Source organism: Vibrio clamense, assembly GCF_050337905.1.
GTDB lineage: Bacteria > Pseudomonadota > Gammaproteobacteria > Enterobacterales > Vibrionaceae > Vibrio > Vibrio cortegadensis.
Window position 1 is genome coordinate 71775 of the sequence record NZ_JAKJTJ010000022.1, and the last position, 13228, is coordinate 85002.

The window sequence follows — 13228 nt, forward strand, 5'->3', positions numbered from 1 at the left end:
CGATATTGATAACGAATTATACATTTAAGATAAGAAGACAGACTCATGCCACATGGGGTGAGTAGAGGGAGAGGTTCGTGAAACATTGGTTGAAGAAGAGTGCATGGTTGTTAGCGGGATGCTTATTCTGTACTCCAGCGGCTATCGCAAATGATTTTAGTGCGAGTTTTAAAGGAACAGACATTCAAGAATTCATCAATATTGTTGGTCGAAATCTAGAAAAAACCATCATTGTTGATCCTGCCGTTCGAGGCAAAATCGACGTCCGTAGTTACGATGTACTCAATGAAGAGCAGTATTACAGCTTCTTCTTGAACGTATTAGAAGTCTACGGTTTTGCGGTGGTTGAAATGGACACCGGCATCTTGAAAATCATTAAAGCGAAAGATGCAAAAACCTCAGCAATTCCTGTAGTGGGCAATAACGAACGCATTAAAGGCGACAGCGTGATCACTCGTGTTGTGGCTGTAAGAAATGTATCTGTTCGTGAATTATCTCCATTATTACGTCAGCTAAATGATAATGCGGGCGCGGGTAACGTCGTTCACTACGACCCTGCTAACATTATTTTGATTACTGGCCGTGCAGCGGTGGTGAATCGCTTAGCGGAAATCATCAAACGTGTTGACCAAGCGGGTGACAAAGAGATTGAAGTAGTAGAGCTAGCAAATGCCTCTGCTGCTGAAATGGTACGTATTGTTGAAGCGTTAAATAAAACCACCAATACAAAAAATACCCCTGCTTTCTTACAGCCTAAATTGGTGGCCGATGAGCGCACCAACTCTATTCTGATTTCAGGTGACCCGAAAGTGCGTGAACGCCTACGTCGTCTGATTGAACAACTGGATGTTGAAATGGCGACCAAAGGTAATAACCGTGTGGTTTACCTGAAATACGCGAAAGCAGAAGACATGGTGGATGTGCTAAAAGGCGTATCAGACAACCTGCAAGCGGAGAAACAGTCGGGCGGTAAGAACAGTAAAACTAAGCGCGGTGATGTCGTGATTGCGGCGCATAAAGGCACCAATTCTCTCGTGATCACCGCTCCGCCAGATATCATGAATGCGATTCAAGATGTGATTGCTCAGCTTGATATTCGTCGTGCACAAGTGCTGATTGAAGCATTGATTGTTGAGATGTCAGAAGGCGACGGGGTGAACCTAGGTGTTCAGTGGGGCAACCTAGAAACCGGCGCGATGATCCAGTACGGCAACACGGGCGCATCAATCGGCCAAGTGATGGTTGGATTGGAAGAAGCAAAAGATCAAAATAAGGTTGAATATAAGCTCGATAGTAATAATAACCCAGTACCAATACAAACCACGGAAGAAGGTGATTACTCTACTTTAGCAAGCGCATTAGGGAAGGTGAACGGCGCAGCCATGAGTGTAGTCATGGGTGACTGGACTGCCTTGATTAGTGCTGTCGCGACAGATTCTAATTCGAACATCCTCTCTTCTCCAAGCATTACAGTGATGGACAATGGCGAAGCTTCTTTCATCGTGGGTGAAGAAGTACCGGTATTGACGGGTTCAAGTGCGAGTTCGGGTAATGACAACCCATTCCAAACCGTTGATCGTAAAGAAGTGGGTATCAAGCTGAAAGTGGTACCACAAATCAACGAAGGCGACTCGGTTCAGCTACAAATTGAGCAAGAAGTATCGAACGTTCTTGGCGCGAATGGTGCGGTTGATGTCCGTTTTGCTAAACGTCAGCTTAATACGACCGTGATTGTGCAAGATGGACAGATGCTGGTGCTTGGTGGTCTGATTGATGAGCGTGCATTAGAGAGTGAATCTAAAGTGCCGCTATTAGGTGACATTCCGTATTTGGGGCACCTATTTAAATCAACCAGCACTCAAGTTGAGAAAAAGAACCTGATGGTGTTCATTAAGCCAACCATTATTCGTGATGGAATGAGTGCTGATGGCATTACTCAACGTAAATACAACTACATTCGAGCTGAGCAGCTATTCAAAGCGGATCAAGGCTTGAAGTTGATGGATAACAGCTTGATTCCGGTATTGCCTGAGTTTGGTGATGACATTCGTCACCCCGCAGAAATTCAAGCGTTTCTAGATCAAATGAAAGAGACGCAATAATGGTTGATATGTTGGATACGGCGCCAGCTTATCGTCGTCTACCTTTTAGTTTCGCCAACCGATTTAAACTGGTATTGGAGTACGCTCACCCAGAGCGTCCCCCGATCTTGTTTTATGTTGCGCCCATCAAGGCAGCGGCATTAATGGAAGTTCGTCGAGTGCTAAAAGGGGCTTTTACGCCTGAAGCGATTTCAGAAGAGCTGTTTGAAAAAAAACTGACCGATGCCTATCAACGTGATTCGTCGGAAGCGCGTCAGTTAATGGAAGATATCGGAGCCGATAACGATGATTTCTTCTCTCTTGCGGAAGAACTACCACAAGATGAAGACCTACTTGAGTCGGAAGACGACGCACCTATCATCAAATTGATCAACGCCATGCTTGGTGAGGCGATCAAAGAGGGTGCTTCTGATATTCATATTGAGACATTCGAAAAAACCTTATCGATTCGCTTCCGTATCGATGGTGTGTTGCGCGACGTTCTAGCGCCAAGCCGTAAACTCTCACCACTGTTGGTGTCGAGGGTTAAAGTGATGGCCAAGTTGGATATTGCAGAAAAGCGTGTTCCACAAGATGGTCGTATCTCTTTGCGTATTGGTGGCCGAGCGGTGGATGTGCGTGTTTCGACCATGCCATCATCACACGGTGAGCGTGTGGTAATGCGTCTTTTAGACAAAAACGCGACCCGCTTAGATCTACACAGTTTAGGCATGACAGCCGAAAATCATGAAAATTTCCGCCGTTTGATCAAACGTCCTCACGGTATTATTTTGGTGACGGGCCCGACGGGTTCAGGTAAATCAACCACCTTGTATGCGGGCTTGCAAGAGCTGAATAGCAACGAGCGAAATATCCTCACGGTTGAAGACCCGATTGAATTTGATATTGACGGTATCGGCCAAACTCAAGTTAACCCAAAAGTGGATATGACGTTTGCGCGTGGTTTACGTGCCATTCTTCGTCAAGATCCCGATGTGGTGATGGTCGGGGAAATTCGTGACCTAGAGACGGCGCAAATTGCGGTTCAAGCATCATTAACGGGTCACTTAGTGATGTCGACATTGCACACGAATACCGCTGTTGGTGCGATTACTCGTCTGCGTGATATGGGGATCGAACCTTTCCTTATCTCGTCATCATTATTGGGAGTATTGGCTCAACGCTTAGTGAGAACATTATGTTCAGACTGCAAAGTGCCTTACCAAGCCGATAATGAGCAGAAGAAACTGTTTAATCTCGGCAGTGATCAAGAGTTGGTGCTGTACAAAGCTCATGGTTGTGAGCAGTGTAATAACAAAGGCTACCGTGGCCGAACGGGTATCCATGAACTTCTAATGATAGATGAATCCGTCCAAGAACTGATTCATGGCGAAGCGGGTGAACAAGCGATTGATAAGTGCATCCGATCTAAAACGCCAAGTATTCGTGATGATGGCTTAGCGAAAGTGAAACGTGGCATAACCTCGCTTGAAGAAGTTATGCGAGTGACTAAGGAAGCATAATGGCGGCGTTTGAATACAAAGCCTTAAACGAAAAAGGCAGACAGAAAAAAGGGGTTATCGAAGGTGATAATGCTCGTCAAGTTCGCCAGCGTTTAAAAGAGCAAGGCTTAGTCCCGATTGAAGTGGTGGAAACACAGACCAAAGCGAAAGCCGATAAAGCCAGTGGTAAATCTTCAGGTTTTAAGCGTGGCATCAGTACGCCTGATCTCGCTTTGATTACGCGTCAGTTATCGACATTAGTACAATCAGGCATGCCACTTGAAGAGTGCTTAAAAGCCGTTTCTGAGCAGTCTGAAAAACCACGAATTCGCACCATGATGGCCGCTATTCGTTCAAAGGTGACGGAAGGTTACACGTTGGCAGACAGTTTTGCGGATTATCCGCATATTTTTGATGAACTGTTTCGTTCAATGGTTGCTGCGGGTGAAAAATCGGGTCATTTAGATGGCGTTTTGGAGCGACTTGCCGACTATGCTGAAAACCGCCAAAAGATGCGTTCTAAGTTGCAACAAGCGATGATCTATCCGGTTGTGCTTGTCGTCTTTGCTGTGGTGATTGTGTCATTTTTGCTGGCAAGCGTGGTGCCAAAAATCGTCGAACCTATTTTGCAGATGGGTCAAGAGCTGCCTCAATCCACTCAAATACTGCTAGCATCCAGCGAATTTATTCAAAACTGGGGGTTGATGCTGCTCTCTGTGGTCGTGGTCAGCATATATCTTTGCAAGCTTGCCTTGAGTAAACCTAGCATTCGTCTGAGTTGGGATAGAAAAATCCTCTCGATGCCGCTGATCGGAAAGATATCGAAAGGATTAAACACCTCCCGCTTTGCCCATACATTATCGATTTGTACGTCGAGTGCGATCCCTATTCTGGAAGGGATGAAAGTGGCAGTGGATGTGATGTCGAATCAGTATGTGAAAAATCAAGTCACGGCCGCAGCTGATAATGTGCGCGAAGGTTCGAGTTTGCGTAAAGCCCTTGAACAAACCAAATTGTTTCCACCAATGATGCTGCATATGATCGCCAGTGGTGAACAAAGTGGTCAGTTGGAGCAGATGCTGACACGAGCGGCGAACACGCAAGATCAAAACTTTGAATCTACCGTCAATATCGCGTTGGGTATTTTTACCCCTGCACTGATCGCGTTAATGGCGAGTTTGGTGCTGTTTATTGTGATGGCAACCTTGATGCCAATGCTGGAAATGAATAACTTAATTAGTGGGTAGTGTCGTCAATATACGCAGTCAATTTTACACACTATTAATATAATGCATCGTCAATTTTAGAGCTGTCTTGTCAGCAATTAGAGAATTTTAGTTCGGAGAGAAACATGAAAAATAGAATGAAAAAACAAGCGGGCTTTACACTATTAGAAGTCATGGTTGTGGTGGTTATCTTAGGCGTACTCGCAAGTTTTGTTGTTCCGAACTTGTTAGGTAACAAAGAGAAAGCCGACCAACAGAAAGCCGTGACCGATATTATCGCGTTAGAAAATGCGTTAGATATGTATAAGCTAGATAACAGCGTTTACCCAACAACAGACCAAGGCTTAGAAGCGTTGGTCACCAAACCAAGCAGCCCTGAGCCACGTAATTACCGTGACAATGGTTACATCAAGCGTCTTCCAAATGACCCATGGGGCAACGAGTACCAATACCTTAGCCCTGGTGATAACGGTAATATTGATATCTTTACGCTTGGTGCTGATGGTCAAGAAGGTGGTGAAGATATTTCAGCCGATATTGGCAACTGGAACATTCAGGACTTTCAATAAGAGATAGCGTGGGTAGCGATTTCGCTGCCCATTTTACTCTTATGAGCCCCGATCAATATCAAGTGATACGGCGGTTATATAACATAGTATGACAATCAAACGAGCCACAGGCTTTACCCTCATTGAGATTATGCTGGTATTGGTACTACTTTCCGTTAGTGCCGTAGCGGTGATCGCGACGCTGCCTGATAATAGTGATGATCTTAGTAAAAAACAGGCTCAACGCTTTTATCAGCGCTTCATGTTACTCAATGAAGAAGCAGTGCTAAGCGGTAAAGATTTTGGTATTCGAGTTGATGAGAGTAAGTCTACTTATGTTTACCTCACGCTGGCGGCTGATGGTTGGCAAGAGCTTGAGATGGACCGAATTCCAGCGGTGACAGAGTTAGATGAAAGTATCGCACTTCAGCTAACCTTGGGCGGTGGTGCGTGGGGAAGTGATGACCGACTTTTTGAGCCGAGCAACTTATTTGATGAGAACATGTTCGGCGGAGATACCCAATCTGACAATCTCTTCGCTGATGAAAAGAAGAAAAAACCTCAAAAACCACCACAACTCTTTTTACTCTCAAGTGGTGAACTGACTCCGTTTGTTTTAGCGATTTATCCCAACGTTGGAGATGCTGCTCAAGATGGTTGGCGTATTTCCGTGAAAGAGACGGGAGCGGTGCATCTACTCACCCCTGGAGAGAGCGATGAAGAATAACCGAACTCGTGGGATGACGTTGTTAGAAGTGCTGGTGGCACTCGCGATTTTTGCGACCGCAGCCATAAGCGTGATTCGATCGGTGACTCAGCATATTAATACTGTCAGCTATCTAGAAGAGAAGATGTTCGCAGGAATGGTGGTTGATAACCAGATGGCGAAAGTACTGCTGAGCACTGATAAGTTAAAAGCTCAGAAAGGCGAAGCTGAAATGGCAGGTAGAACTTGGTATTGGAAAGTAACGCCGGTTAACACCAGTGGCGACTTACTCAAGGCGTTTGATGTGAGTGCTTCATTAGAGAAAGGCGGAAGCCCATTATCGACGGTGAGAAGTTATGTGGTTAAATAAACGATCCTCAAACCGCTCAACCGCGAGTTCATCCATCAAATCTGCAGGCTTTACCCTGATTGAAGTTTTGGTGTCGATAGCCATTTTCTCTACCTTAAGTCTTGCGGCTTATCAGGTGGTGAATCAAATACAGCGCAGTAATGAAGTCTCTTTAGAGCGCAGCACTCGAATTAATGAACTTCAACGTTCACTGGTCATGATGGACAGTGATTTTCGTCAAATGGCGTTGAGGCAGTTCCGTACTGATGGCGAAGAGCCGACATCTGCCCTTCTTCAGTGGCAAGAGTATCTGTTGGACTCTGACGCGAAAGGGGTCATGTTTACTCGTTTAGGTTGGCATAACCCACAACAGCAATTTCCTCGTGGGGAAGTGACTAAAGTCGGCTATCGATTAAAAGAATCCACCCTTGAGCGTGTCTGGTGGCGTTATCCCGATACACCAGCAGGGCAAGCTGGCGTGGTGACACCGCTGCTGACTCAAGTGGAAAGTTTAGATTTACGTTTTTACGATGGAAAAAGCTGGCAGAAACAGTGGCAGAGCAAACTCTCTCTACCCAAAGCCGTTTCTGTAGTGCTAACTCTTGAAGATTTTGGCGAAATTGAGCGGATTTACCTCACGTCGGGCGGAAGCATTAAGCTTCAAGATAATGCTAATTCTCAGGATTCGAGCAGCAGTTCTCAAGTGAGTGGTGGCAACAATGGTTAATACCTCTCGTGTGAAGCTGAAAGCGCTCAATCAACCAAGACGCCGACAAACGGGTGTCGCGTTGATCGTGGTTTTGATGTTACTAGCCATCATGGCTTCCATCGCAGCCAGCATGTCTGAGCGTCTGTTTGTGCAATTTCAGCGTGCCGGAAATCAGGTGAATTACCAGCAAGCCTATTGGTATAGTTTAGGAGTTGAATCGTTAGCAAAAGTGGCGATTGAGCAGAGCTACAAAGACAGTGATACCGTGAACCTTAACCAAGGTTGGGCGTTAGAAGAACAAGTGTATCCACTTGATTATGGAGAAGTATCTGGGCGAATTATTGATCGCCAAGCCTGTTTTAATCTGAATGCATTAGCTCAAGTAAAAGCGAATCTGTCATCTACGGATCGTCCATATTTAGTTAAAGTATTGCAACGGTTGTTAGAGGAATCTGATGTTGAAAATTATTCAGCAGAGGTCATCTCTGATTCGGTGTGGGAATTTGTCGACAGCGATACCAATGTGACCTCCTCTTCTGGTGTAGAAGACAGTACTTATGAAGCGTTAAAACCCTCGTATCTCTCGCCAAATAGTTTAATGGCAGATAGCAGTGAATTGCGAGCGGTGTACCAAGTTAAAGGTGACGTGGTTCAGAAAGTTGATAATCTCGTGTGCGCTCTACCAACCGACAATTGGCGTTTAAATGTGAATACACTCGCGCCGGAGCAGGCCACGCTTTTAGTCGCAATGTTTGATCCTGAACTCAGTGAGTCGAATGCTAAAGACTTGATCGAAAGCCGTCCTTTTGATGGTTGGGCAAGTGTGGATGAATTTATGGCAGAGGCCGATATTGCCGCTGTTAATGAGAAAACAAAGAAGCAGGCAAAATCTTACTTAAGTGTAGATAGTGCTTATTTTGAATTGGATGCACAAATTTTAGTGGATGATTCGCGGGTGCGGATCCGAAGCCTTTTGTACAGCGATAATCGGAAAACTGTGACGGTAGTACGCCGTCGTTTTGGAGGGATCAGTGAGCGAGTTTCTGACCGTTCGGCTGAGTAGCGAACATAATGTACCGATCCAATGGCTTGTTTGGTCTACAAACCAAAGTGAAGTGATTGCGAGTGGCCAGTTAGACAGTTATTTACAATTAGAAGAGTTGGTGCCTTATGCACAGCAGAGAACCACGATCGTCTTACTGTCGAGCAGCGATGTGGTTATGACGACGGTTGATATTCCGGCAGGCGCGGCGCGTCAGTTTGAAAGTATGTTGCCTTATTTGGTGGAAGATGAGATCGCTCAAGATGCCGATGAGCTGCATTTTAGTGTCTTAGAGAAATCAGGTCAGAAAGCGTCAGTTTGTGGGGTTGATCAGAATTGGCTCAGCCAAATATTAGGTCAATTCAAACAGCTTGGTATTGAGATCAAAAAAGTCTTACCGGATGGATTAGCATTGCCAGTCGTAGATAATGGTATGAGTGCGGTGCAGGTTGGTCAGCAGTGGTTGATGCGCAAAAATGCTTATCAAGCGGTGGCGGTTGATCAAGATTGGCTTCCACTGTTCTGCCAGTCAGATTGGTTTTTAGGATCGGAAGCGGATACTGAAGGTGCTGCTGAGCAAAGTATACAGTGCTACAGCGAACTGCCCGACGAATCCGTGTTAGTTGGCTCAACCTGTAAGTGGGAGCAGCAGCCAGCAACGCTTGTGATGCAGATCCTCGCGCAAGAGGCGATAGCCAGCTCTATCAACTTATTAACGGGCCACTTTAAACCCAAGTCATCATTACTGAAATACTGGAAAACGTGGCAAAAAGTCGCGATTGCTAGCACCTTTTTGATCGCCGTTTTAGCTACGCAGCAAGTGTTACTCGTTAATCAGTATGAAGCTCAGGTGAAAGCTTATCGCGCCGAAAGTGAACGCATTTTCCGTAGCGTGTTCCCTGATAAAAGAAAGATCCCAACAGTGAGTTACCTAAAGCGTCAAATGACGACTGAGCAGCAACGCTTGTCTGGTTCTGGCCAAGCGGATTCTATGCTTACATGGATAAACCTACTGCCTAAAACGTTGGGGACCATCTCTAGTATTGAGTTGCAAAGCTTAAAATATGATGGCAATCGTGGCGAAGTTCGCCTCCAAGCAAGCGGTGCCGATTTCCAAAATTTTGAACAAGCACGAGTTAAGTTGTCTGAACAATTTAATGTTGAACAAGGCCAACTGAATCGCACCGGTGATTCGGTGATGGGCAGTTTCGTCTTAAAGCGTAAGTGAGGGAGAAAACAGTGAAGAATTTACTTTCCTTACTACAAACGTGGTGGACGAGTATTAGCCAGCGTGAGCAGCGATTAGTGATTGGTTGCTCAGTGTTACTTACAATTGGCGTGATTTACTGGGGGCTGTTGCAACCATTGAATGTACGAGCGGAACAGGCTCAACTTCGTATCACCAGTGAGAAACAGCTGCTTAGTTGGGTAGAAAATAAAGCGGATGAAATTGTTGCGTTACGCAGTGCTGGCGGCATTAAAGTCTCTAATCAGCCACTTAACCAGATTATTTCTTCCTCGACTCGAGGTTATAAAATTGAATTAATTCGGGTTCAACCTCGTAATGAAATGCTACAGGTTTGGATTAAACCTGTGCCTTTCAATCAGTTCCTCTCTTGGATCGCTTATCTAAAAGATCAGAAAGGGGTTGAGGTTGAATTTATGGATATTGACCGCTCAGAAAAATCGGGTGTGATTGATGTGAATAGACTCCAATTTAAGCGAGGCAATTGAAGTGAAACGCGGGATTCTTTATAGCGTCATATTTGTATTGGTATTCTCAGTCAGTTTGTTGGCTCATCTACCCATCTCTTTTGTACTGCAACACATGCCGAGCGTTCGAGGGCTTAAAATCGAAGGCGCTCAAGGTACGGTTTGGCAGGGTCGAGCGGATCAAGTGAGTTGGCAGAAGCGAAATTATGGTGCTGCAAACTGGGATTTTCAGTTAAGCCAACTATTCCAAGCGAAAGCTGAATTTGCCGTCCGCTTTGGACGTGGCAGTGATATTGGGCTGCATGGTAAAGGCATGGTTGGGTATGGTTTGTCGGGCCCTTATGCGGAGAGTGTTGTGGCGTCAATGCCAGCAGAGCAAGCATTAGCCTTATCTCCTATGCCAATTCCCGTTCCTGTGACTCTGAATGGTCAATTAGAGCTAACCATTAAGCAGATGACTTACGCGAGCCCTTGGTGCCAAGCGGGTGAAGGTTCACTGGCGTGGAGTAGTAGCAGTGTTGAATCGCCAATTGGAAGCCTTGATTTAGGGCCAGTGATTGCCGACTTTACTTGTGCGGATAGTAAGATCAGTGCGAAGGGTGGACAGCAGAGTTCCAATGTTAGCAGTGAATTTACCGGTGAGTTAACCCCTAACCGTCGTTATAGCAGCCAAGCGTGGTTTAAACCTGGCGCCGAATTCCCTGCGGCTATGAAGGCACAATTAAAATGGTTAGGTAATCCTGATGGGCAAGGTAAGTATCAGTTTAACTACCAAGGCCGTTTTTAAGCCGATGTTTCTCAGAATCTGGTTAGGTTAGCTGTCACTGGCTAGGTCTAGCGGAGACGGATTACGTTTCGCTGAAACTGAGCTGTGTATTGCTTCTGCACTTAATAAAAATCCCTCGCACTTGTCGAGGGATTTTTGTTTGCATGAATGCCTGTGAGTATGGGGTGATTAATCTTTCACTTGCAGAATATTGTCCCAAGGTAGGGCTTCATCACCGATAACAATAAAGTTAGGGTTCTCCAATGTATCTCTTTCGTTGTATGAGAGTGGATCCAGTAGGGTACTTAATATTCGGCCACCGGCCTCTTCAACGATGCATTGAGTCGCGGCGGTATCCCACTCTCCAGTCGGTCCTAAACGAAGGTAACAGTCCACTGCTCCTTCTGCGACTAAGCACGCTTTGAGTGCCGCAGAGCCGAGAGGAACAAGATCATAATTCCACTGAGCGCTCATGCGATTGGTGATGCAATTGATGTCTTGGCGACGGCTGATCGCAATGGCAATAGATTGCTGACTGCCTTCATGTTTGTGAGTTTTAATCTTAACGCTCTCAGCCATGTCAGGGATTTTCCATGCCCCTTTCCCTTGATAGGCATAATAGGTGACACCAGAAACTGGCGCATATACTACACCCATCACCGGTTTGTTATTTTCGACAAGAGCGATGATGGTTGCGAAGTCACCACTACGAGCAATAAATTCTTGGGTGCCATCAAGAGGGTCAACCAACCAGTATCGATTCCATTGAGAGCGCTGTTCGAAGCTGATATCGGTATCTTCTTCAGAAAGAACCGGAATGTCTGGCGTGAGCTCGGTCAGTCGCTCCATGATCAATTTATGCGCGGCAAGATCGGCACTCGTTACTGGAGTTTCATCACTTTTAGTAAACGCTTCATACTGTTTGGATTCGTAGATATCTAGAATCAACTGTCCAGCAGAACGAGCGACTTCAATGACTGATGGAATAAGATGAGACAAATCTTTTGTAATGGGCATAAACGTTCCTATTTATTCTCCGAGTGTCGGTAAAGCTCGCAATGTGAGTAGTAGCGCAGTAATGCTTCTGGCTTCGCAAAAATCTAAATGAGTCAGTAACTCTTCGGCTTGTGCCAGTGGCCAACGTACTATTTCCAGTGGCTCTGGTTCATCCCCTTCCAGTGTTTGTGGGTAAAGGCCTTGAGCGATGAACAGCGTCATTTTACTGGAAAAATAAGAGGGGGCGAGAATGACCTCTTTTAACGGTGTTAGTTTGTGACTACCAAAACCTATCTCTTCTTTTAATTCACGATCTGCAGCTTGCAACGCGGTTTCACCTGCATCAATGAGCCCTTTTGGAAAGCCTAGCTCATAACGTTCCGTTCCGGCGGCATATTCACGCACTAATAAAATATCACCGCGTTCTGTAATAGGAACCATCATGACTGCGTGGCGACCACTCGGTTTCATGCGTTCATAGGTTCGTTCAACCCCATTAGAGAAACGCAGATCCATTGATTCGATAGAGAATAGTTTTGATTGAGCGACGATCTGTTGAGCCAGAATCTCAGGCCCTTTCTTTTTGCTCATGTTCGCTCACTCCTTAGCGTTGGTCACTTTCAATGATGAGAGTCTCTAATATATGGGAAAAAGTAATGATTTGGAAAGGGTGAGTTTTTAAGTAATCGATTTATTTATCGATATATATCAGTAATGAGGGCTCTATTCGTAAAGTGTCACAACAGAATCGTTTTACTGCCGGAACTGGGGCGTCACCTATTTTGAGAAGGGCATTCATTCATCGGTGATTTTCAGGTAAAGAAAAGGCTGACACTTTCATGTCAGCCTCTCAATATTTGGGTTGGAACTACTTTTTTCTAAGTAAACGCTTTCTTCTTAGTAAGCACTCTCTTCTTAGTAGTAAGAGTGTTCGCCGCGATCGTGCTCTGTTGCATCACGAACCGCAGTTAGTTCACCTTCGAACTGTTGAAGCAGCTCTTTCTCGATGCCTTCTTTTAAAGTGACATCAACCATAGAACAACCGTTACAACCGCCACCAAAGGCAACAATTGCTGCGCCATCTTCAGTGATCTCAACAAGGCTTACGTGACCGCCGTGGCCTGCCAGTTGTGGGTTAACTTGAGTTTGGATGGCGTATTCTACACGTTCCATCAGTGATGCATCGTCAGCCACTTTGCGCATTTTCGCATTTGGCGCTTTTAGCGTTAACTGAGAACCCATCTTATCAGTGACAAAGTCAATCTCTGCTTCATCTAGGAAAGGTAAGCTCAGCTCATCAACATACGCTGAAAAGTGTTCAAAAGGTAGCTGTGTATCCGTGGATTCAATCGCTTCTTGTGGGCAGTAAGATACGCCACACTCTGCGTTTTGAGTTCCAGGGTTAACCACGAATACGCGAATATTCGTGCCTTCAGGCTGCTGACCTAATAGGTTAGCAAAATGAGATTGAGCAGTTTCTGTAATTGTAATATTTGACACGACGAATACCTGAGTAAAATTGTAGGTTATTAGCACCATTCTACTCCTGTCAGAATATGAATTCAGCCCTTTTTTATTCTAATTCACCTC

At 45.4% G+C, this 13228-nt stretch carries 14 protein-coding genes; 11 read left to right on the forward strand and 3 right to left on the reverse strand.

What is annotated here, in order from left to right; genetic code table 11:
* Nucleotides 1-77 precede the first annotated feature (77 nt).
* The 11 genes from gspD (at nucleotide 78) to L4C39_RS09710 (ending at nucleotide 10663) form a co-directional block, all read left to right on the forward strand.
* Entirely contained in the window at nucleotides 78-2102 is a 2025-nt protein-coding gene (gspD, locus tag L4C39_RS09660) for a type II secretion system secretin GspD (RefSeq protein ID WP_429745579.1), read from the forward strand.
* A complete protein-coding gene (gene gspE, locus L4C39_RS09665) occupies nucleotides 2102-3604 on the forward strand; it encodes a type II secretion system ATPase GspE (protein WP_017052067.1) in 1503 nt (500 codons plus the stop codon). The genes gspD and gspE overlap by 1 nt, the downstream gene beginning before the upstream one ends.
* The gene (gspF, locus tag L4C39_RS09670) at nucleotides 3604-4830 is read left to right on the forward strand and encodes a type II secretion system inner membrane protein GspF (RefSeq protein WP_017052066.1); all 1227 of its coding nucleotides are present in this window, start codon (nucleotides 3604-3606) and stop codon (nucleotides 4828-4830) included. Before gspE ends, gspF begins: the two co-directional genes overlap by 1 nt.
* Before the next feature lie 104 nt (nucleotides 4831-4934).
* On the forward strand, nucleotides 4935-5378 hold the full coding sequence (gene gspG, locus L4C39_RS09675) for a type II secretion system major pseudopilin GspG (protein WP_017052065.1): 444 nt from the start codon (nucleotides 4935-4937) through the stop codon (nucleotides 5376-5378).
* Between the two features lie 88 nt (nucleotides 5379-5466).
* A complete protein-coding gene (gene gspH, locus L4C39_RS09680) occupies nucleotides 5467-6084 on the forward strand; it encodes a type II secretion system minor pseudopilin GspH (protein WP_261888705.1) in 618 nt (205 codons plus the stop codon).
* The gene (gene gspI, locus L4C39_RS09685) at nucleotides 6074-6433 is read left to right on the forward strand and encodes a type II secretion system minor pseudopilin GspI (protein ID WP_017052063.1); all 360 of its coding nucleotides are present in this window, start codon (nucleotides 6074-6076) and stop codon (nucleotides 6431-6433) included. Before gspH ends, gspI begins: the two co-directional genes overlap by 11 nt.
* On the forward strand, nucleotides 6420-7139 hold the full coding sequence (gspJ, locus tag L4C39_RS09690) for a type II secretion system minor pseudopilin GspJ (RefSeq protein ID WP_136994066.1): 720 nt from the start codon (nucleotides 6420-6422) through the stop codon (nucleotides 7137-7139). The genes gspI and gspJ overlap by 14 nt, the downstream gene beginning before the upstream one ends.
* On the forward strand, nucleotides 7132-8184 hold the full coding sequence (gene gspK, locus L4C39_RS09695) for a type II secretion system minor pseudopilin GspK (protein WP_017052061.1): 1053 nt from the start codon (nucleotides 7132-7134) through the stop codon (nucleotides 8182-8184). Before gspJ ends, gspK begins: the two co-directional genes overlap by 8 nt.
* A complete protein-coding gene (gspL, locus tag L4C39_RS09700) occupies nucleotides 8153-9391 on the forward strand; it encodes a type II secretion system protein GspL (RefSeq protein WP_017052060.1) in 1239 nt (412 codons plus the stop codon). Before gspK ends, gspL begins: the two co-directional genes overlap by 32 nt.
* A gap of 11 nt (nucleotides 9392-9402) precedes the next feature.
* The gene (locus L4C39_RS09705; RefSeq protein WP_017052059.1) at nucleotides 9403-9897 is read left to right on the forward strand and encodes a type II secretion system protein M; all 495 of its coding nucleotides are present in this window, start codon (nucleotides 9403-9405) and stop codon (nucleotides 9895-9897) included.
* A gap of 1 nt (nucleotide 9898) precedes the next feature.
* Entirely contained in the window at nucleotides 9899-10663 is a 765-nt protein-coding gene (locus L4C39_RS09710; RefSeq protein ID WP_113796190.1) for a type II secretion system protein N, read from the forward strand.
* Between the two features lie 168 nt (nucleotides 10664-10831).
* Here L4C39_RS09710 and cysQ read toward each other — a convergent pair whose 3' ends face one another.
* The 3 genes from cysQ to nfuA all read right to left on the reverse strand — a co-directional run bounded on the left by cysQ (nucleotide 10832) and on the right by nfuA (nucleotide 13138).
* Nucleotides 10832-11659 (reverse strand): 3'(2'),5'-bisphosphate nucleotidase CysQ, encoded by an 828-nt coding sequence (gene cysQ / locus L4C39_RS09715; protein WP_017052057.1) that lies wholly within the window; start codon nucleotides 11657-11659, stop codon nucleotides 10832-10834.
* Between the two features lie 12 nt (nucleotides 11660-11671).
* On the reverse strand, nucleotides 11672-12229 hold the full coding sequence (nudE, locus tag L4C39_RS09720) for an ADP compounds hydrolase NudE (protein WP_113796192.1): 558 nt from the start codon (nucleotides 12227-12229) through the stop codon (nucleotides 11672-11674).
* A gap of 324 nt (nucleotides 12230-12553) precedes the next feature.
* Nucleotides 12554-13138: a Fe-S biogenesis protein NfuA gene (nfuA, locus tag L4C39_RS09725; RefSeq protein ID WP_029203303.1), complete on the reverse strand. Its 585-nt coding sequence runs from the start codon at nucleotides 13136-13138 to the stop codon at nucleotides 12554-12556.
* Between the last annotated feature and the right edge of the window lie 90 nt (nucleotides 13139-13228).

Coding starts and splice junctions, on each gene's coding strand:
- gspE (WP_017052067.1), top strand. CDS start 2,102: ATGGTTGATATGTTGGATACGGCGCCAGCTTATCGTCGTCTACCTTTT.
- gspI (WP_017052063.1), top strand. CDS start 6,074: ATGAAGAATAACCGAACTCGTGGGATGACGTTGTTAGAAGTGCTGGTG.
- cysQ (WP_017052057.1), bottom strand. CDS start 11,659: ATGCCCATTACAAAAGATTTGTCTCATCTTATTCCATCAGTCATTGAA.
- gspG (WP_017052065.1), top strand. CDS start 4,935: ATGAAAAATAGAATGAAAAAACAAGCGGGCTTTACACTATTAGAAGTC.
- gspJ (WP_136994066.1), top strand. CDS start 6,420: ATGTGGTTAAATAAACGATCCTCAAACCGCTCAACCGCGAGTTCATCC.
- gspF (WP_017052066.1), top strand. CDS start 3,604: ATGGCGGCGTTTGAATACAAAGCCTTAAACGAAAAAGGCAGACAGAAA.
- gspH (WP_261888705.1), top strand. CDS start 5,467: ATGACAATCAAACGAGCCACAGGCTTTACCCTCATTGAGATTATGCTG.
- nudE (WP_113796192.1), bottom strand. CDS start 12,229: ATGAGCAAAAAGAAAGGGCCTGAGATTCTGGCTCAACAGATCGTCGCT.
- gspK (WP_017052061.1), top strand. CDS start 7,132: ATGGTTAATACCTCTCGTGTGAAGCTGAAAGCGCTCAATCAACCAAGA.